The organism is Vibrio proteolyticus NBRC 13287 (genome assembly GCF_000467125.1).
Lineage (GTDB): Bacteria > Pseudomonadota > Gammaproteobacteria > Enterobacterales > Vibrionaceae > Vibrio > Vibrio proteolyticus.
Genome location: NZ_BATJ01000001.1, coordinates 18,890 through 40,630, shown reverse-complemented (window position 1 = coordinate 40,630; position 21,741 = coordinate 18,890). Strand labels below are relative to the sequence as shown.

The window sequence follows — 21,741 nt, the reverse complement described above, 5'->3', positions numbered from 1 at the left end:
TTAAAATTCTTCTCCATCAACTTATCTTCGCACTCAATAACGTAAATAAAGACGCACAAGCGAAGTGAATACTTATTCCATGAAATATTGGTCTATACCAACGCGACTTTTACAGTGTAAATTTATTACATTTTGACCTTAAAATGGGAATTTTTAAGGAATGACGATGAAATAATGGGCAAATAAGGAACAACAAAAAAGTGAAATTTTTGACCTATTTTAACTTTGAGACACCATGATGGTGTTCAATTGCTCTGGGTGTCCCTGCTTTCTCGCGTTCAGAATTGGTGGTGATAAGAGCGATTTCTGGCCGAATTGCGAACAAAAAAAATCGGCTCAGAGGCCGATATAGGAAATGAAACAAAAGGAACGAAACAAATGTATAGGGAAAGTGATTAGCCCACCATAGCGTATGAGTGGGTTTGAAATAACTGGTTGGCCAACAACATACGGTCGTGCATCACCTTAATAGCCTGACCAAACACAAGAGACTTACTGCCTGACATCTGGAATTCTTCAAGATCGATGTATGCAACTAAGCTGGCGTTATCCCCTACCTCTAACACGATGAAATGGCCCGAACTGGCGCTGTTGCTAAGTTTGACGATGTCACCTTCAGAGGGCTGACATTCGTCACCCTGTGCATCAAAAAACCAACTTTTAGGCTGAACAGGCTTATGGAATCGCTTCGCGGCAACACAATAAAGTGCCAATTCCGCCTGACGCGGCTCGCTCAGAGGCAGAAGAGAAATTTGTTCTTTAAACGTTTGGAATGCAGATGCATCATCAACCGAAAATTCGTTGATGCCAACGGCACAATCGACAAGCAGTTTACGCTCTAGATTGGTCTTGAATATCATGTCTTCGCCCAGGTCCAGCATTAAGTAGCCTTCCCTGTCTTCATAATACCAAGTCCATTTATCACTGGGTTTAAGCATCGTTCCAACTCTCAAATTCAGTTTATAATTAAACTTCCAAGGTAAAACGCTTAATTACCTTTGCCGACAATTACTGTAATTCTATGAGCGTATTGATAAAAAAAAAGAGGAAATGAATTTTCACTTCCTCTTTAAAAAACGAATTGCCATGACTAAATTTGAGGGTGACGGTGTCACTCAATCAAAGATTCTTAACGATGTCTCGCACCAATCCCGGACCATGGTAGATAAAACCAGAGTACACCTGCACCAGCTTGGCGCCGGCCAACAGCTTTTCTTTGGCCGATACGTACGAATCGATACCACCCACCCCAATAATAGGCAGCTTGTCACCCAACTCTTCGTGAAGACGACGTACGACTTCCGTACTGCGTGACTGAACCGGGCGTCCACTTAATCCACCGGCTTCGTTCGCATGCTTCATTCCTTCCACCATAGTTCGGTCGAGCGTGGTGTTGGTTGCAATGACGCCATCGATATTATTTTTGATCAACGATTCACAGATCTGGGTGATCTCTTCGTCACTAAGATCCGGCGCGATCTTCAGGACGAGCGGTACGTATTTGCCATACTTTTCCGCCAGTACCGACTGCTTCTCTTTTAAAGATGACAGCAGTTCATCTAAAGCATCTCCATACTGCAGAGAACGAAGTCCAGGAGTATTCGGAGAGGAGATGTTCACTGCGATATAGCCGGCGTATTCGTACACCTTCTCCATACAAATCAAGTAGTCTTCAGTGCCCTTTTCAATTGGCGTATCTTTGTTCTTACCAATGTTGATACCCAGTACACATTCGAACTTCGCTTTTTTAACATTCTCAATCAGATTATCAACACCCAGGTTGTTGAACCCCATCCGGTTGATAATGCCTTCCGCTTCAACTAAACGGAAAAGACGTGGTTTGTCGTTACCTGGTTGAGGGCGAGGCGTAACGGTTCCCACCTCAACAAAGCCGAACCCCATTGCATCGAATGCCTCGATACATTCTCCGTTTTTATCCAGACCCGCGGCCAGACCAACTAGATTGCGGAAAGTCAGTCCCATGCATTCGACAGGTCGGTGTGGAAGTTGTTGACGGTAAAGAAGATCGAGAGGAGTGCCGGTGAAACGTTTGAAATTCTGAATTGCAAGATCATGTGCCTTTTCGGCATCAAGTTGAAAAAAGCCAGCTCTGGCTAGACGGTAAAGCATTGTGCCTCCGAAAGAAAAAAGCCCCGTATAAACGGGGCCTTATTATTTACTCATTTGCAGCACAATTCAAATTTAATAGCATCAATTCTCTCAATGCCACAGAGAATTTCGCAAATTCATGTACTGACCCCACTTTGAACTCATTGAGAATGTTGTCCCAACGTTGTAGTGAGACTTCGTTGGCCTGAATCCAGTCTTCCAGCGCTTGCATAACATCCAACTCTTCAGGTGCACAGCTGCAGCTCAGAACCTGGCCAGTCAACTGACGTTGCTGCCAATCCAGATCCTCACGGAAGGCCGCACGAGCCAGCGCTTGCCAGTTATTATCCACCGCCTGATTATTGATTTGTTTCAGGAACCAGTGCAATGACAAACGGTCACCCAAATTGAAATACAGTTTGGCGGTTTGTTCAACAGTTTTGCCTTTTTCACGGGATACTGTGGATATATCCAGTACTGAGTACAGGCTAGACAAACGTGCGACATAATTGGCCAATTCAGCCGAGATGCCCTTCTCAATCCACGCCTGTGCCATCTCATTGTGCTCAGCCACTTCCGATTCAACCAGCATATCATCCAGCTTCTCGGTAATGGTGTTCACATCGGACTGATACAGTTCCACCAGCAGTTTCACCGATTGCTTACCAGTGCGATTACGCAGTAACCAGCGAGCCAGTCGACGTAACGTACGACGAACATAAAACATCAAATCGTATTGCGTTTGCGCTTCCGCTTTATTGTCTAGCTCTCGAATCTGCTGAAGCACTTTGTCCAGACCATAGATCTCACGGGATGCCGCATAAGCGTTAGCGATATCAACTACATTGGCACCAGTCTCTTCTTGCAGACGGGTGACAAAGTTACAGCCCATTTCATTCACCATTTGGTTCGCCAGCGCTGTTGCGATAATTTCCGCTCGCAACGGGTGGTTCTGCATATGCTGAGAATAGTTACGGCGTAACTCAGTCGGGAAGTAGTTGATTAACTGTTGCGCATGATATTCATCGTTGGCGATATCATCGTGTACCAACTGTTCTTTCAACACCATTTTGCCATACGCAACCAGAACAGAAAGTTCAGGGCGAGTCAGCGCCAGGCCTTGCTTCTCACGCTCCAACAGCGTTTCATCATCTGGGATGTATTCCAATGCCCGATCCAACTGACCAGCTTTCTCCAGAGTATGGATAAAGCGGATCTGTTCTTTCACGGTAGAAACGCCCTGCTGTTCAGTCACTGAAATGGACTCAGACTGACAGTAGGCATCTTCCAGAACGATCTCGCCAACTTCGTCTTCCATCGATTCCAGGATCGTATTGCGCTGTTTGATCGTAAGATCGCCATTCGCCACTAGGCCATTAAGGAAGATCTTAATGTTGACCTCGTTATCTGAACAGTCAACACCGCCAACGTTATCGACAAAGTCGGTGTTCACGCGACCGCCAGTCAGGGCGTACTCAATTCGGCCAAGTTGCGTCATGCCCAGGTTACCACCTTCACCCACCACTTTGGCTCGCAATTCACGACCATCGATACGCAGTACATCATTCGCACGGTCACCTACGTCAGTGTGCGTTTCCGTCGAAGCCTTCACGTAAGTTCCGATCCCGCCGTTCCACAGAAGATCCACTTTCATTTTCAGGATCATCTTAATCAGATCATTCGGCGCTACCGATGCCTTCTTGGTACCCAGCATCTTCTGAATTTCCGGCGTCAGTGAAATCGACTTGGCCCGGCGTGAGAAGATGCCGCCCCCTTTGGAAATCAGTTTAGGATCATAATCTTCCCAGCTTGAACGCGGCAGTTTGAACAAGCGATCACGTTCTTTCCAACTACTTGCGGCATCTGGGGTTGGATCAATGAAGATGTGCATGTGGTTAAAGGCTGCCTGCAGACGGATGTGTTTTGACAGCAGCATGCCGTTACCGAACACATCTCCCGCCATATCACCGACACCCACCGCAGTGAAATCTGTGGTTTGACAATCGATGCCCATTTCACGGAAATGACGTTTCACCGATTCCCAGCCACCTTTCGCCGTGATACCCATGGCTTTGTGGTCATAGCCGTTTGAGCCGCCAGACGCAAACGCGTCGCCCAACCAGAAGTTGTACTCCGCAGACACCGAGTTCGCCAGATCCGAGAATGTCGCGGTACCTTTATCCGCAGCAACAACCAAATATGGGTCATCCTCATCATGACGCACAACGCTCTGAGGCGGAATCACTTCCCCTTCAATGATGTTGTCAGAAACGTCAAGTAATGCACGGATAAAGCGCTTATAACAACGTTGTCCTTCTGCAAAGATCTCATCGCGGGTCGTCAATGATGGCTGGCGTTTACAAACGAAACCACCTTTTGCACCCACCGGCACGATAACCGTATTTTTAACTTGTTGCGCTTTCACCAGACCGAGAATTTCGGTACGGAAATCTTCCTGACGATCAGACCAACGCAGACCACCACGGGCTACTTTACCACCACGCAAGTGAACACCTTCAATATCCGGTGCATACACAAAGATCTCGTAGGCAGGTACTGGTTGTGGGATTTCTGGAATCTCACTTGGCTTCATCTTCAGAGACAACCAAGGTTTTGGCTGTTTGTTCTCATCAAGCTGGTAGTAGTTTGTGCGCAACGTCGCGGTAATCATTTCCATGTAGCGACGTAAGATACGGTCATCATCCAGACTTTCGACATGATCCAGCTGCTCAGTAATATTGGCAATGAGATCCGCTTGTCCTTTCTGGCTGCCTTTGGTTTTTGGATCAAAGCGCTTCGAGAACAGCTCCACCAAACCTTTCGCCAAATCTGGGTAATGGTTTAGTGTGTCTTCAATGTACTGCTGACTAAATGGGAAGCCAACCTGGCGCATGTAGCGTGCATAAGCGCGAAGGATCGAAATCTCACGTCCTGTCAGTGATGCGCCCAATACCAAACGGTTAAAGCCGTCACTTTCCAGGTTACCGGCCCAAATGGCGGCAAAAGCTTGTTGGAAACGATCACGAGCTTCACGAAGATCCACAGTTTTCTCACTCTTATGCAGCATTGAGAAATCCAGGATCCAGTATGTCTGACCGTTGGACTTAGTCACTTCGTACGGCGATTCGCCGATAACACGAAGACCAAGATTTTCCAGCATTGGCATCACATCAGACAAGTGAATTGGCTCGTCACGGTGATACAGCTTGAGACGTACTGCTTTGGAATCGGATGCTTCTTCTTGTGGACGGTAGAACAACATGCCGAGTTTATGATCATCACTCAGTGCTTCCAGTCGCTCAATATCCGCCACGGCGGAGCCTGGCATGACATCTTCTTTGTAAGAACGTGGGAAGGCGCGCAGGTATTCTTTTGACAAAGGCAGACCTTTGCTTTCACCAAAGTTAGCTACGATCGCGTCAGACAGACGATCATCCCAGGTTGAAGATGCTTCCATTAAGTTTTGCTCGATCAGTTTTACATCAACGTCCATATTGTTGTTGTCAACACGAACAATATAGTGCGTTCTCGCCAGTGGGCTTTCAGAAAAGTAAGTGGTGAACTCGACTTCTTGTTCACAACCAAAATAGTTTTTCAATATACGCTGAGTTTGTCGGCGCAGCTCCGTGTTGTAACGATCTTTGGTGACATAGACCATACAACTGAAGAAACGCCCAAACGGGTCTTTACGGACAAACAAGCGCAGCAGATCGCGATCCTGCATCTGAACCACACCCATCCCCACTTCAAGCAATTCTTCTTCTTTTGCTTGCAGCAGCTCATCACGTGGGTAGTTCTCCATGATGTTGTGTAGCGCTTTGTAAGAATAGGAGCCTTCGCGGTAGCCGCTGGCTTTCAGGATACGTTCCACCTTCTCGCGGATCAGCGGAATGCTTTCCACACTCTGGTTATAAACCGCAGAGGTGTACAGGCCAGTAAAGCGATGTTCACCAATAACCTTACCGTTTTTGTCAAACTTCTTAATTCCGATGTAGTCGGTGTAAGCAGGACGGTGAATACGAGACTGTTTGTTTCCTTTCGTCACGATCAACAGGTAGGGTTTCTTCGCTTCCAGACGAGCGGAATCAGAAAACTCCGTCAGCTTTACGCTGCGTACACGGCTATCATCTTGGAACAGGCCCAGGCCTTTTTCTTTGGTCGGACGTAATTCGGTTACGCCATCCACTGAGACAAGATCGTATTCCTTGTACCCCATGAACGTGAAATTATGATCCCCCAGCCAACGCAGGAATTTGATCGTTTCTTCAAAACGATCCCCTTCGATCGGGATCTCTTTCTTATGTTTCTCCAGGTTGCCGGTTACCGTTTCCAGTTTGTCGACCATGGATCGCCAGTCTTTCACTACCAGAGCAGTATCTTCAAGAATGCTGAGCAATTCCTGTTTGAGCGACGCCATTTCCTCTTTGCTGCTCAGGCGGTCAACTTCCACATGGAACAGAGACTGGAATACCCCTTCACCATTGTTGATCCCGGTTACATCACCGGTTTCATCACGTTCGATCTGTGTCGGACCGTGAAGCATCAGGTGGGAAACAAGGTCTAGGCGGCTTAGCGCCATTTTGATGGAGTCAACAAGGAAAGGACTGTCAGGAAGGACGATTTCTACGATAGTGTGTGTCGATTGCCAGCCCTGTCGGCTGACGGTTGGGTTAAACACCCTGACTGATAACTCATCCGGCTTCTTATCATTGATGTGGTGCCACAAGCTGACCACCGCACCATAAAGGTCGGATTCATTTCTCTCAATCAAATCATCTTGAGAAATGTTGCTAAATAAATGTTGCGCAAGTTGAGTTACGAGGGGTTGATGAGCAAGCTCGAGTTTGTCTTGAATAAGCTTGTACACTTTTTCAAGAAGAACCGGCATCAGAGTTTCACGCGCGGTCATAAACGACTCCACTATAAGGCTATTTTTTATTGTAGGGGTTGGAGTAAGCATAGTGCCTACTACTGGTAATGCACGCCTTATTGTAAAAGCTTTATTGACAAATAGTTAATGATTTTAGAGCTGGTAAGAGGTGAAATGTTTGAGAATGTGATTAAGATTCTATTTAAATCGCTATGAAATTAGCTGCTCACAGAACTTCTAACTTTAAAAACTTATTGTTTTGGTCAGTTGTTAGCCGAAATCGACCTTTTACTCCAATCTGAGTTAAAAATGGACGAAAGCGTGATGCGGGTAATTGCAACCGCACCCCCTGCTCAGTCACCACCAAAACAGATGCTGCCATACCAGAATAGTGTGCTAGAAAGGCCTGATACGAAATGTTAAGACGAAAAAAATACGTGTTCATCAGCTTAAAATCGGGGTGACCTTGGTCACCCCTTCAAAGGTTTATGCTTCCAGAGCCTTAGTGACTTTCTCATACAGATCGTTAGCCAAATTATCCATGCCCTTCAGCATTTCTAATTGGGCTTTGATCAGAGACTGACGCTCTTCATCATACTTGCGGAATTTAAGCAGAGGATCAATAAGACGAGAGGCCACTTGTGGATTCGAGCTGTTCAATTCGCGCAAAATCTCTCCGGCAAACGCATAACCTTCACCGCTCTTCGCGTGGAAACGCACTGGGTTCATGTTCAGGAACGAACCAATCAGGCTGCGGGTACGGTTTGGATTCTTGAGGCTGAATGCTTCATGACTCATCGTTTTCTTGATGACGTCCAATGCATTCTCCGCCGGATTACCCCCTTGTAGCGCAAACCATTTGTCCATCACTAAGCCATCGTGTTTCCACTTATCGCTGTAATCCGCCATCAGAGTTTCACGGCAAGCCAGCTGAGCACTGTTGGCTCCAGCCATCGCAGCCATCGTGTCAGTCATGTTATTTGCCTGCGCGTACTGACTCTGTACCAACGCATCACCTTGCTCGGTATAGGCCAGGTAGCCAAGGCAGGCATTACGCAATGCACGTTTACCGATTGCAGCATGGTCAACACTGTAAACGTCTTGCTTGAGGCTATGGTAAAGCGCGCCAAATTCATCTTCCAACGCCTCAGCCAATTGCACTTTGATACCTTTCAGTACTGCCGCAATGGCATCAACATCTACCAGCTTGTACCAGCCAGAGACTTCATTATGAGAAGGCAGTGCCATCATTTCGGCGATAAATGCAGGTTCAAGCGTATCACTCAGCAAGACTCCACGGAATGCGTCGATAACCGCTTCCGGTAACACAATGTCTTCACCATTTTGCACACCAGCAACATTGCTACGAATGTATTTGGCCAGCAGCATCTGACCGGCATCCCAACGAGCAAACTCATTGCGTGCATGCACCATTAAGAAGATCAGGCTGTCATCTGAATAGTCGTACTCCAGTTTAACCGGCGCAGAAAACTCACGCAGCAGAGACGGAACCGGTTTCTCTGCCACCTTTTCAAACACAAACGTCTGTTTGGCCTGTTTCACATCAAGCACATTCGATACCGCTTCACCGCCAGAGATCAGCTCAATCACGTTACCTTTGGCATCATACAGCTCGACATCAAACGGAATGTGCAGCGCGTGTTTATCGGCCTGGTCCTGAGTCGCTTCAGTCGACTGCTCAACCGTGAGCGTATACGTTTGATCGGCCGCATTGTACTCATCCGTTACTTTCAAAGTTGGAGTGCCAGACTGGCTGTACCACAAACGGAATTGCTTGAGATCAATACCGGAGGCATCTTCCATCGCAGCCACGAAATCTTCACAAGTCGCCGCGGTACCGTCATGACGTTCAAAGTACAGCTTCATGCCTTTCTGGAATCCCTCTTCGCCCAGTAAGGTGTGCATCATTCGAATCACTTCACTGCCTTTCTCATACACCGTCAAGGTGTAGAAGTTATTCATTTCAATCACTTTCTCTGGACGAATCGGATGTGACATCGGGCTGGCATCTTCAGCAAACTGAGGACCGCGAATAATACGAACATTATTGATACGGTTTACGGCACGAGAGCCGAGATCGGATGAAAACTCCTGATCACGGAATACGGTCAACCCTTCTTTCAGGCTCAGTTGGAACCAGTCTCGGCATGTCACTCGGTTGCCGGTCCAGTTATGGAAATACTCATGACCAATAACCGCTTCAATACCCAGATAATCGGTATCTGTCGCTGTCTGATCATTGGCTAGCACAAACTTAGAGTTAAAGATGTTCAGACCTTTGTTTTCCATCGCACCCATATTGAAGAAATCGACAGCCACAATCATGTAGATATCCAGATCATACTCCAGGTCAAAACGCTCTTCGTCCCACTTCATTGAGTTGATCAGCGAAACCATGGCGTGATTGGCTCGATCAAGATTGCCTTTGTCGACAAAAATTTCCAGCGCCACATTGCGGCCTGATTTGGTGATGTAGCTGTCTCGCAATACGTCAAAATCGCCCGCCACCAATGCAAACAGATACGCAGGTTTCGGATGTGGATCCTGCCATTGAACCCAGTGGCGGCCACCTTCCAAATCACCTTCTGCAATTCGGTTACCATTACTAAGTAAATACGGATACTCAGCTTTGTCAGCAATCACTTTGGTGGTGTACTTCGCCAACACATCCGGGCGATCAAGATAATACGTGATGCGACGGAAACCTTCCGCTTCACACTGTGTACAGAATGCCCCGCCCGATTTGTACAACCCTTCCAGAGCCGAGTTAGCTTCTGGATCAATCAGCGTAACAATCGTTAAATCAAATTCGGTTGGCAGAGATAAAATCTCCAAGCCACTTTCTGTCAGGTTGTAGTCCGTCCATGGTGTGTCGTTGACCAGAATGTCCTTCAGCTCCAGACCTTCTCCATCCAGGCTCAGCGTTGTGCTGTCCTTCAACTGTCTTACCTTGGAAACAGCTGTAACAACGGTCGCGTTGTCATGCAAATCGAATGTCAGGTCAATATCAGTGATGGTGTGAGAAGGCGATTGATAATCTTTACGATATTTGGCTTGAGGAGTATGAGCCATTGTCTTAATCCTTTTGACGAGTTGATACCCTTATATCTGAGGGTGATGATACGCAGTTACAAGAGCGTAAACGAAAAAACGAGGTATTCAAAAAATACCTCGTTATTTTGCTGATATTATCTACAAAAACAGTGAAATATCTAGCGAAAACGGCAAACAAACATTATGTTATCTTATTCGGTCCAGCACTGCGAACATCTCTCCATCATCGCCTTGCAGCGTGAGTTGATCACGCTTCAAAGAATAAGTTGTCTCGTGCTCACCGTTTTCATACATCAAGACCAAATTATTGTCTTCGGTGTAGTAAACACCACGATGGATGGCCTCATCGCCCTCACCATTAGTGGCTCGAAACATAAAAATAAAGTCCGGCTGAAGCACCAAATCCATATGCTGAACGTCACTGGCTTGAATATCAGCACCCGATAATTCAGCGCTCGACCACACTCCTGCCAGGCCATTTGACAAAGCCTTGGTGAAAGTCACCCCGTTCAGGTTCAGTAAGTTATGGTTTCCTTCATACGCGTAAATCTGAGGCTCAGTCGTATTAACACCCAAAATGATCGTATCTTCATTGGCTGTATAAAAACCTTCCCAGTGATCCACGCTGTAATCTTTCTTCTGGATATCAATGGAAAACGAATACGTTGATCTCAAACTGAGTTTAATGGCGAGAAAGTTCTCCTGAGACTGCTCAGGCTCCGGATTAAGTAGGTACCAGTCACCCAACAGAAATGGTAAATCAAATTGAGTTAAATCATTTTTAGGTGGGGTCTCCCCACTCGCCGCGGTCAGGCTAAAACAAGCCAATAGCAACAAAATCCATTTCGTCATCTCGCATCTCCCGCACTTTTCTTTAAGCTTAGAACTGTTAATAGGATAGCGCGATATTTTTGATCTCTATCACAATAATTTAGAATACAAAAAAAGCGGGCATCACTGCCCGCTTCGATTTACTTTAGCTGGTTACTTGCTGTTTAGCATGTCTACCATGATAGCCACTGATTCATCCAGATACGCATCTGGCGCTTCGTAATCTTTAGGAATGTCATCCAACGATTTGAACGCTTTTTTACCCATGGCTTTCTGACGATCATTAATACGATCCAAACGTTGCTTATCCGCTTTGTCACTTTCCGCTTCACGAGTTTTCTCATTCAATGAAAGCATGTTGTCGTCTTTTTCCGCTTTGTATTGCGCGATATCCTGTTGGATAAAACCAAACTCCATATCTTTAGCAACACGAGCTTCATGTTCAGACTGCAGCGTTTTGATCAGTGCAGAGAAATCATTCAACTTCCGGTAGTTAGCTTGATCGATGCTATCCCAAGGCAGCGCGTTATCTTCAACACTCTCACCGGTTTCACTTGGATCGATTGCCGTCGGATACGCGATATCTGGAATTACACCTTTATTCTGAGTACTGCCACCATCAATTCGGTAAAATTTCTGGATCGTGTACTGCACGTAGCCGAGCTGTTTATCGAACAGATCGTAGATATGATTCAGCGAACGATGCTGCTGAACCGTACCTTTCCCGAATGAGTTCTCACCTAGAATGATGGCACGACCGTAATCTTGCATTGCGGCAGCAAAGATCTCTGAAGCCGATGCGGAATAGCGGTTGATCAGCACGGTCATTGGGCCGTTATAGCTGATTTGCCCATCCGTATCACTATTCACATTTACACGACCGTAACTGTCACGAACCTGTACCACCGGGCCACTAGTAATAAACAAGCCCGATAACGCCGTAGCTTCTGTCAAAGCGCCGCCACCGTTATTGCGTAGATCGACAATAATCCCCTCGACGCCTTTCTTCTTGAGATCCGAAATCAGTTTGTCGGTATCTTTTGCCAGACCAACGTAGAAACTTGGCACTTCAAGCACGCCAATTTTCTTGCCATTCTTTTCAATCAGTTCTGATTTTACGGCGCGGTCTTCCAGGCGAATCTTATCTCGGACAATTGTGACAGTGTGACTTTTTACATCTTTACCTTCCGGCAAGACTTGCAGTATCACTTTGGTCCCTTTTGGCCCTTTAATCAGCTCAACAACATCGTCTAAACGCCAGCCAATGACATCAACGACCGCCTTGCCTTCCTGGCCAACACCAATGATTCTGTCGCCTTCACTCAATTGCTTGCTCTTAGACGCAGGGCCACCAGCAACCAGTGATCGAATCACAGTGTAATCGTCCGTCATTTGCAATACAGCACCGATCCCTTCCAGAGACAAATTCATTTCTGACTGGAATTGTTCGGCGTTGCGTGGAGACAGATAGCTGGTGTGGGGATCGACCTGACGTGCGAATGCATTCATGTAGAGCTGGAACGCATCTTCGTTGTGAGTTTGGCTAAGACGCTTTATGGCGTTGTTGTAACGTTTACCCAACATTTCCTGAATCTCTGGCCAGGTTTTGCCCGTCATTTTCAGATTCAGTTGGTCGTATTTCACCCGCTTACGCCACAAATCATTCAACTCTGCTTCATCTTTCGGCCAGGCCGCTTTGGAGCGATCCAACTCAATCGACTCATCAGTATCGAACGTCATCTCTTTATCGAGTAACGATAATGCGTATTTAAACCGATCGTAACGCTTTTGCATCGACAGGTTATAAACCTCAAACGCAATCTGGTTATTGCCGGCTTTCAGTTGATCATCCAACTGAACTGACCACGCTTTGAAGGAGTCAATATCAGCCTGAGTGAAAATATTACGATTGTAATCCAGAAGTTCCAGATAACGCTCGAATATCGCTTCCGAGAACTGGTCATCCAGTGTGAAGTGTTTGTAGTGAGAACGAGTAAAGCGTGAGGTTACCCGCTTGGCAGCGGTTTCATGCTGAACTTCAGGTTGAAGAACGGGTAAATCGTCCTTCGCGATTTTGGCTTCAAGAGCCTGAACTGAAAAAGCTGCCAGCCAGAGGCCAGCAGCGATCATAGTTAGTTTTGAACGGCATTTCATGCGTAGGAGTATCTCCTTTATGCGCGCAGGTGCTCCGCTTTTACAACCATTTGAAGGCCGTTTGCTAGTTGAACACGCACATCTTCCTTATTGATTTCAACAATGGTCGCAGCCATGTTTCCTTTACCCATGTTTACGTTAACCTGCTTGCCGACGGTCATTTCATCTGCATTTAAAGCACGCGTTTCAACTGGTTTATTTGGTTTTTGAGACTTAGGTTGGGCGCGGCGAGCCTGTTGAGGCTTTTTGTTCGCTTTTGGTTTTGCTTTACCTTCATCACGGGCTTTTTGAGCTTGCTCTTTGCGACGAGCCTGAACACGAGCCTTACTTTCCGCAAGTGCTGTTTTTGCGTGTTCAACGTGTTCTTCTTCTAATACACCACATTCGTTGCCATCTAGGTCAACACGAACTGCACCCGGTTTAACACCGTGCAGGTAACGCCATGAAGATGTGTATTGTCTTAACGCTGCGCGAAGCTGGGTCTTACTTACTTTCGGGTCTTCATTCAGACGGTCAGCAAGGTCCTGAAAAATACCAATTTTCAGAGGTTTTGCTTCACCTTCTAAAGTAAAGCACTTAGGGAAACATTCAGCAATGTATGCGATAACTTCTTTGCTGTTTTTTAACTTTTCAGTGTTTTCCATGAGGATTCCTGGTTAATGCGGTTTTCCGCGAGCATTAAGATAAATATTTCAGGTATTATAGTGACCTGCAAGCGAAAAACCACAGTCTAGAAGCAAATTATGCGTTGGCTGCGTGCGAATTGAGCAGCTTTTCAACTTCTGACATCAAAAGTGTTAATCCTTCCTCATCAGTGTCGCTAAAACGACCAACTGAAGGGCTGTCGATATCTAATACACCAACAATGTTGCCATTGATTGAAAATGGGATAACAATTTCCGAGTTACTTGCCGCATCGCAAGCAATATGTCCTTCAAAAGCGTGTACATCATGCACACGCTGAACTGCATTGGTTGCCACAGCAGTACCACATACGCCGCGACCAACCGGGATACGTACACACGCTGGTTTGCCCTGGAACGGTCCAAGCACCAACTCGTCATCTTTCATCAGGTAAAATCCGACCCAGTTCAGGTCTTCCAATTCCATGTTTAACAACGCACTGAGATTCGACAGGTTAGCGATAAGATCTTTTTCTGATTCCAAAAGCGCAACTGCTTGCTTAGTTAAGCGCTGATAATGTTCTATTTTCATATTAACTTCCAAGTGAAAACTAGAGACTTCCAAATAGGTTATCAGTACAATACCAAAATCTAAATAGGATTCATTCTCATTATAATGACTAACAACCCTGACACTATTAGCCGTTCCTGGCTTATAAAACAAGTAAAAAAACATAAGGCCAAGCTGATTCTCGCCAACCTGATTGCGGTGGTGGCCACTTTGGTCAGCGTCCCTATCCCACTGCTGATGCCACTCATGGTAGATGAAGTTCTGCTGAACAAGCCTGGTACGGGTCTGGCGATGATGAACGCGGTGATGCCTCTGCAATGGCAGACAGCAACAGGTTACATCATGTTAACTCTGCTGTTGGTTGTTTTAATGCGTACCATCAGTCAGGGATTAAACATCGTCCAAAGCCGCCAGTTTACACTGGTGTCGAAAACCATCACGTACAAAATGCGTGAGAAAATGATCGATAAACTCGGACGTATCAGCATCCGCCAATACGAAACTAAAGGCAGCGGTGGCATCAATGCTCATTTGATTACAGACATCGAAACCATTGATCAGTTCATCGGTTCTACTTTGAGCAAATTCATCATCAGTTTTTTAACGGTGATCGGTACCGCGATTGTATTGCTATGGCTGGAGTGGCGTCTCGGATTGTTTATTCTGCTGGTGAACCCTGTCGTGATCTACTTCTCACGAAAACTCGGCAGCAAAGTCAAGCATTTGAAAAAGAAAGAAAACCAATCGTTCGAAGCCTTCCAGAATCGTCTGGTAGAGACGCTTGATGGGATCTATCAACTCAGAGCGGCCAACCGGGAACGGGAGTTTTTGCAACAGCTGAAGCTTCAAGCCAATGACGTACGCCTGGCTGCGGACAAGTATGCCTGGCAATCAGAAGCTGCCGGCCGCATTTCCTTCCTGCTTTTTTTACTCGGTTTTGAACTGTTTCGTGCCGTTGCGATGTTGATGGTGCTATTTAGTGACCTTACGATTGGTCAGATCTTTGCCGTGTTCGGCTATCTTTGGTTTATGCTTGGTCCAGTCCAGGAGTTGCTAGGCATTCAGTTTTCCTGGTATAGCGCCAAAGCCGCACTAAATCGGATCAATGCCCTGCTCGACTTAGAAGAGGAACAGCGACCAAAAAGTAAAATCAACCCGTTCACTGATGATCGTGCAGTTGACGTGATGGTAGATAACGTCAGTTTTGCTTATCACTCCGATCATCAGGTATTAAACAACCTGTCGTTGTGCATTCCTGCTGGTAAGAAAGTCGCGCTGGTTGGCGCCAGTGGCGGGGGTAAATCGACTCTGATTCAATTACTTATCGGCGTCTATCAACCTTCGTCAGGTGAGATCCGTTTCAACGGCGCATCAACCACCGATATCAGCTTTGACGTTATTCGTGATCAAATAGCCGTGGTATTACAACAACCTATACTATTTAATGACAGCTTAAGGCATAATCTGACCCTCGGGGGGCACTACGATGACTTGTCATTATGGCGGGCATTGGAAGTTGCTCAGATGCAGGATGTCACGATTCAACTCAGTGAAGGGTTGGATACGCAAATTGGTAAAAACGGCATTCGTTTATCCGGTGGACAACGACAACGTCTGGCGATTGCCCGGATGGTACTGAGCGATCCAAAATTCGTCATTCTGGATGAAGCGACATCGGCGTTAGACACGGCCACTGAAGCGGCACTGCATAAAGCCCTGTCCGAATTTCTGAAAGGACGGACAACATTAATCGTGGCACACCGCCTGTCGGCGGTAAAACAAGCCGACCTCATCTATGTTTTGGAAGACGGTCAGGTAACTCAAACGGGGACGCATGGAGAACTGGTTGAACAGGACGGCTTATATCAAACACTATACGGGAGTGTACAGTCTTCCGCGTATTAGTGACAGCGTAACCAAATTAGCGGGCACTCAGTGAGAAACGCCCGTCCCCTGAACGCCCATCAAGCGGACGTCAATACCGTCCGCTTATGCCAAGGCTGTGAGCTGCCTGTCGATGTCGTGGATGTCGAGCACGGTAAAAGTGCTTACTGCCCCCGCTGTGGCACGCGGCTCTACCGAGGTGGTTCCTCTTCTCTGTCTGGCAATCTGGCAATCGCCATTACCTGTTTACTGCTGTTCCTTCCGTCTCATTTGTTTAACTTCATCAGTATCCGTCTATTTGGTGTCATGATTCCGGCCACACTGCCCGATGGCGTATTTACTCTGATGCAAGAAGGCTTTGTCATGTTAGGGCTACTGGTACTGTTCTGCAGCTCTATCGCCCCATTCATTGTCTGCGCCTCAGTAGTCGCCGCCCATGCTGCGTTGCGTGTCCACTCCTTCAAAACACTGCGTGTGTCGCTGTGGTTGATCCAACACCTTAAACACTGGGTGATGCTTGATGTGTTTCTGGTGAGTATCGCCATTAGTTGCTTTAAACTGCAGGATTATTCAGACATTTTTGTCGGGCCCGGCCTGTATGGACTTGTGCTGTTGCAACTCGCCGTTGTGCTATTGATCGGCCGGATTAGCGTACGTCGTTACTGGGAAGCCTGGAGTCCGGAGATCCACTACGCCTTCCAACGCAAAGAGTTACATTGTCACAACTGCCACCTGTCCCAGCCGGAAGGCAAACAGTGCATTCGCTGCCATGAAGCGATTCACCATCGTAGACCACGCTCCATTCAGAAAACCTGGGCCTACTTGGTCGCCGCTGCCATTGCTATTTTTCCGGCGAACCTGATTCCAATATCGATTTTGATCACCAACGGACAGCGCTTGCAAGACACCATCTTCTCTGGCGTCGCCTCTTTGGTAAACAATGGCATGTCCGGTATTGCTGCCGTTATTTTTATTGCCAGTATTGTGGTGCCTGTCGCCAAGATACTCGGTTTAAGCTATTTGTTACTGGCCATCAAGTTCAAACGTCAGGTGTATCATCGCCAGCGAATGACTATCTTTTTTGTCGTCAAATGGATCGGAAAATGGTCAGTGATGGATTTGTTTGTTATTTCTATAATGATGACATTAGTCGATCGCGGACAAATCCTTGATTTCACGCCGGGTTACGGCGCTGTAGCTTTTGGTGTGGTGGTTATACTGACAATGCTTGCTGCCGAAAGCCTCGATCCGAGACTGATCTGGGACAACTACCGCGAATCTACACCACAAAATGAGTCAGAGAATGAGTAAAGAATCATCGAATCAAAACTCGTATACACCAGACGTAAAACGTAACAAAGGTATCTCGCCACTTTGGATTTTACCCATCCTCACTATGGTACTGGCCGGGTGGCTGCTGGTGAAAGCGATACACGATGCCGGTGACCGGATTCAAATCTATTTCTCTGATGCGCAGGGGCTGGTCGCTGGACGAACAACCATCCGCTATCAAGGTCTCGAAGTCGGAATGGTACGTGACATCAAACTTACCGACGATCTGCAAAATATTTATGTCGATGCCGATATCTATCCCGAAGCCACAAAACTGCTGTCGAAAGATACCCGCTTTTGGCTGGTGAAACCAACGGCCAGTCTTTCCGGGATTTCCGGTTTGGATGCGCTGGTCTCGGGAAACTATATCGCCATTCAACCCAGTGACGTCAAGTCGGAACCGCTCAACCAGTACACCGCACTCGACCGGGCACCTGCGGATCTCAAAGGTCGTGAAGGACTGACCATTACGCTCAAAGCGCGCGATCTGGGTGGCGTTTCCGTGGGGTCACAGATCGTTTATAAAAAAATCCCCATTGGCGAAGTGTACAACTATCAATTAGACCCGGACGCCAAGTCGGTATTAATTCAGGCTTACATCAAAGATGAATACCGCAATATCATCACAGACCAAAGCCGATTCTGGAACGTGAGCGGTATCGGAACCAGTATCGGCTTTGATGGTGTGGATGTACGTTTGGAGAGCTTTAGTGCCCTTTTGAGCGGTGCCATTGCGGTGGATTCTCCGGATGGCGGTCTGCCGGTTGAAGAGAACACGCAATTCAGGCTCTACCAGGATCTTAAGACCGCAGGGCGCGGTATCCCAATCAAAATCATCTTGCCCGATGACAACCAGATCAGCGCGCACGGCGCACCCATCATGTATCGAGGTTTGGAAATTGGTCAGGTCACGGACTTACAACTAAGCGAAGGCAGACAGCAAATTATCGCCTCCGCAGCGATACAGCCGGCATTCAGTGACATGCTCAACACGGGCAGTAAATTTGTCCTTGAAGAGGCCAAAGTATCTTTGTCCGGCATTGAAAACATTGCCAATTTAGTAAAAGGCAACTATCTGACCATCTATCCGGGTAACGGCGATCGTTCACGCCTGTTTACGGCGGATCGCAAAGATGAGTTCAACAAAGAACAAGCGCGTTCTGTAGTGGTACGCCTATACTCTGATAACTCTTACGGGCTGGACGTCGGGGCTAACATTCTCTACAAAGGTATTGCTGTCGGCTCCATCACACAGGTCGCGCTGGAGCATGACAAAGTGCGTTTCGATACACTGATAGACAATCGGTACGCCAATCTCATCAAATCCAGAAACCGCTTTTATGTCACTGGCAGCGCCAGTGCTGAATTGACAGAATCTGGTCTTAACATCTCTGTCCCGCCCGCCAAACAACTGTTGTCCGGATCCATCAGTTTTGTCAGCGAAGGCGCAGAAAAAGCGGCCGAGTCCTACCCGCTCTATCCGAACAAATCCCTCGCTGAGCTGGCCAAATACAATCAATCCGGCTCTAAGCGCCTGACCCTGTTTGCCAGTGAACTACCGCCTATTTCAGCAGGCAGTCCACTGCTGTATCGAAACTTGCAGGTCGGCAGTATCGCCGATTTTCATTTGGTTGACGGTGGCGTCGTCATCACTGCTACGATTGAAAATCAATATCAATACCTGCTTACACCACAAACGGTATTCTGGAACCGTTCTGGTGTTGAGGTTGATGCTAGCCTGACGGGCATCAACGTCAAAGCCGCGCCACTTAAAACGCTTATCCAGGGTGGCATCGCCTTTGACTCTCTACCGGGAGTTGAAAACAAACTCAATAAAAAGTGGAAGCTCTACCCTGACTTTAAGTCGGCGCGAAAATTTGGCCATGTTATTACCTTGCTCGCCCAGGGGGATACGGGCATCAGTGAAGGCACCCCTCTGAAATACAATGGTGTACAGGTGGGTGAAGTATCACTCGTTTACCCAAGCTTCAAAAGTAATGAAGTCGAGGTGAAAGTGCGCGTCTTACCTGAATTTGCCGATCATATCGCACGAGCCGGTAGTCACTTTTGGATGGCGGAGCCTGAAATTGGCCTTGGTGGTGTTAAAAACTTGCAGAATCTGCTGAGTAAATCAATTAACGTAGCCCCCGGCAAAGGAAAAATCCAGAGTCTATTTTCTCTGGGTCACCAACCGATGCAAACCAACAGTATTGAGTTTACCTTACAGGCAGAAAAGCGTGGTTCCGTGGCCGTAGGTACGCCAGTTTTATTCCGTGATATGGAAGTTGGTGAGGTCACAAACGTGCGTTTGGGCGAATTCGCTGATCGTGTGGTCAGTACCATCCGAATCCAGCCTCAATACGCCTATTTGATTCGCACGAATACCGTATTCTGGAATACTTCCGGTGTCGATGTTTCGATTGGTCTGGCAGGCGCGAGCATAAAAGCCGGCACATTGGACTCACTGGTGCGCGGCGGAATTTCTTTCGCGACACCTGAACAACCCAATCTCTCTCCTGCAGCAAAAAAAGGCCAGTCTTTCTACCTTTATCCCGCCGCCGAAGATAACTGGCTCAAATGGCGGACCGCCATTCCTAAGCCGTAGTCTCCGATACACCGCGCAGCCAATGGCGGCGCGGTTTCTTTGTGTGAAACACTCCAATTACCGCACTTTTCCGTTATAATCTGCGCAAATTTTTTAACGGGCTAAACACTTGCACCAGAATGTCTATCTGCCAGACGCGTTTCTTCAGGAAATAGCGTCTATCCTTCCTGCTCATCTCAACATGGACGATTTCGTGGCAGCGTGCCAACGTCCGTTGCGTAAGAGCATCCGTGTAAACACCCTGAAAGTTTCCGTCGACGATTTCCTAAGCCGTGCCGCCACAAAAGGTTGGGTTCTGTCTCCGGTTCCCTGGTGTGAGACCGGTTTCTGGATTGAAGCAGACGAATCGCAGGTCCCACTAGGGAACACCGCTGAGCACATGGCTGGTTTGTTCTATATCCAGGAAGCCAGTTCAATGATGCCGGTGTCCGCATTATTTGAGCACCAACCACAATTTAATGCCGTGCTGGACATGGCCGCGGCTCCGGGTTCAAAGACCACACAAATCGCGGCTTTGATGAACAATCAGGGCGTTCTAGTCGCCAACGAGTTTTCATCCAGCCGGGTAAAAGTCCTGCATGCCAACATTGAACGTTGCGGCGTAAGAAACAGTGCGTTGAGCAACTTTGACGGCCGTGTTTTTGGTGGCTGGTTACCAGAGCAATTTGACGCGGTCTTGATTGATGCGCCCTGTTCCGGGGAAGGCACCGTGCGTAAGGATGCCGATGCGATGAAAAACTGGAGCAAAGAGTCGGTTATTTCCATCTCTGAAACGCAGAAGGATTTGATTGAAAGCGCATTCCATGCCCTCAAGCCAGGTGGTGTCATGGTGTATTCAACTTGTACATTGAGTATTGAAGAAAACCAGCAGGTTTGTCATCACCTGAAAAACACGTTTGGTGAAAACGTTGAGTTCGAACCACTGCACTCTCTGTTTGAAGGCGCAGAACATGCCATCACCGAGGATGGCTTTTTACACATTTTCCCGCAGGTATACGATTGCGAAGGCTTCTTTGTGGCCCGACTTCGTAAAACAGGCTCAGTCGTCCCGCCAGACGTAAAGAAGAAGATGGGTAAGTTCCCGTTTGAAAAAGCCTCGAAGAAAATCAGTAGCGATATCGAAATACAGTTACGTAACACCCTAGACATCAGGCTGCCTGATAACACCCAAATCTGGCTGCGTGACAACGACGTGTGGCTGTTTCCTGAAGCACTGGAACCTATGATTGGCGAGTTACGCTTTTCACGTATGGGGATAAAAATCGCCGAGGCGCACAAAAAAGGATATCGCTGGCAACATCAGGTCGCAACAGCGTTAGCCACCGGTGATGAAGCAAACAGCGTCTGCATATCGGTAGACGATGCACGAGAGTGGTTTATGGGCCGGGATGTACGCCCAGAGGGCCTGTCAGGCCAGGGAGAAGTGATCGTAAAATTAGATAACGATGTGATCGGCCTTGGAAAGTGGGTGGGCAACCGGATTAAAAATGGCCTTCCAAGAGAACTAGTTAGAGATAAAAACTTGTTCTGAACCGTCAAACGATAGTATGAAATTCTGCCAGAGCCTAGCGAAATCACGATTATGTACTACAATTAAGTAGTCATTAAGTGAAATGATATCAGTGATTTAGCGCAGGCTCTGTAGGAGCCCTTCCCCTAGGCCTAAAACAGGATCGGTTTTAGGCCG

General features: G+C 47.3%; 13 protein-coding genes. 4 read left to right on the top strand and 9 right to left on the bottom strand.

The window, feature by feature from the left end:
- Window positions 1-395 precede the first annotated feature (395 nt).
- From VPR01S_RS00140 to VPR01S_RS00105, 9 genes are all read right to left on the bottom strand, one after another.
- Window positions 396-938, bottom strand: a complete 543-nt coding sequence (locus VPR01S_RS00140) for a cell division protein ZapC (RefSeq protein WP_021703249.1) — start codon at window positions 936-938, stop codon at window positions 396-398.
- Window positions 939-1,119: 181 nt separating this feature from the next.
- Window positions 1,120-2,130, bottom strand: a complete 1,011-nt coding sequence (pyrD, locus tag VPR01S_RS00135) for a quinone-dependent dihydroorotate dehydrogenase (RefSeq protein WP_021703248.1) — start codon at window positions 2,128-2,130, stop codon at window positions 1,120-1,122.
- A 46-nt stretch (window positions 2,131-2,176) separates the two neighbouring features.
- On the bottom strand, window positions 2,177-7,018 hold the full coding sequence (locus VPR01S_RS00130; RefSeq protein ID WP_021703247.1) for an NAD-glutamate dehydrogenase: 4,842 nt from the start codon (window positions 7,016-7,018) through the stop codon (window positions 2,177-2,179).
- Window positions 7,019-7,205: 187 nt separating this feature from the next.
- Entirely contained in the window at window positions 7,206-7,424 is a 219-nt protein-coding gene (locus VPR01S_RS22055; protein WP_021703246.1) for a DUF2835 domain-containing protein, read from the bottom strand.
- A 41-nt stretch (window positions 7,425-7,465) separates the two neighbouring features.
- A complete protein-coding gene (gene pepN / locus VPR01S_RS00125) occupies window positions 7,466-10,072 on the bottom strand; it encodes an aminopeptidase N (protein WP_021703245.1) in 2,607 nt (868 codons plus the stop codon).
- Between the two features lie 168 nt (window positions 10,073-10,240).
- Window positions 10,241-10,906 carry a hypothetical protein gene (locus VPR01S_RS00120; RefSeq protein WP_021703244.1) on the bottom strand — a complete coding sequence of 222 codons (666 nt, stop codon included), beginning with the start codon at window positions 10,904-10,906 and terminating at the stop codon, window positions 10,241-10,243.
- A 132-nt stretch (window positions 10,907-11,038) separates the two neighbouring features.
- On the bottom strand, window positions 11,039-13,039 hold the full coding sequence (gene prc, locus VPR01S_RS00115; protein WP_021703243.1) for a carboxy terminal-processing peptidase: 2,001 nt from the start codon (window positions 13,037-13,039) through the stop codon (window positions 11,039-11,041).
- A 17-nt stretch (window positions 13,040-13,056) separates the two neighbouring features.
- Window positions 13,057-13,683 (bottom strand): RNA chaperone ProQ, encoded by a 627-nt coding sequence (gene proQ / locus VPR01S_RS00110; protein ID WP_021703242.1) that lies wholly within the window; start codon window positions 13,681-13,683, stop codon window positions 13,057-13,059.
- A gap of 97 nt (window positions 13,684-13,780) precedes the next feature.
- The gene (locus VPR01S_RS00105) at window positions 13,781-14,254 is read right to left on the bottom strand and encodes a free L-methionine (R)-S-oxide reductase MsrC (RefSeq protein WP_021703241.1); all 474 of its coding nucleotides are present in this window, start codon (window positions 14,252-14,254) and stop codon (window positions 13,781-13,783) included.
- Window positions 14,255-14,338: 84 nt separating this feature from the next.
- On the opposite strand from VPR01S_RS00105, the gene VPR01S_RS00100 reads away from it, so the two are divergent.
- The 4 genes from VPR01S_RS00100 to rsmF all read left to right on the top strand — a co-directional run bounded on the left by VPR01S_RS00100 (window position 14,339) and on the right by rsmF (window position 21,585).
- Window positions 14,339-16,138 (top strand): ABC transporter ATP-binding protein, encoded by a 1,800-nt coding sequence (locus VPR01S_RS00100; protein WP_021703240.1) that lies wholly within the window; start codon window positions 14,339-14,341, stop codon window positions 16,136-16,138.
- 30 nt (window positions 16,139-16,168) lie between these two features.
- Window positions 16,169-17,428, top strand: a complete 1,260-nt coding sequence (locus VPR01S_RS00095; protein ID WP_021703239.1) for a paraquat-inducible protein A — start codon at window positions 16,169-16,171, stop codon at window positions 17,426-17,428.
- Entirely contained in the window at window positions 17,421-20,054 is a 2,634-nt protein-coding gene (locus VPR01S_RS00090; RefSeq protein ID WP_021703238.1) for a PqiB family protein, read from the top strand. The genes VPR01S_RS00095 and VPR01S_RS00090 overlap by 8 nt, the downstream gene beginning before the upstream one ends.
- A gap of 109 nt (window positions 20,055-20,163) precedes the next feature.
- Window positions 20,164-21,585, top strand: a complete 1,422-nt coding sequence (gene rsmF / locus VPR01S_RS00085) for a 16S rRNA (cytosine(1407)-C(5))-methyltransferase RsmF (RefSeq protein WP_021703237.1) — start codon at window positions 20,164-20,166, stop codon at window positions 21,583-21,585.
- The last annotated feature ends 156 nt before the right edge of the window (window positions 21,586-21,741 follow it).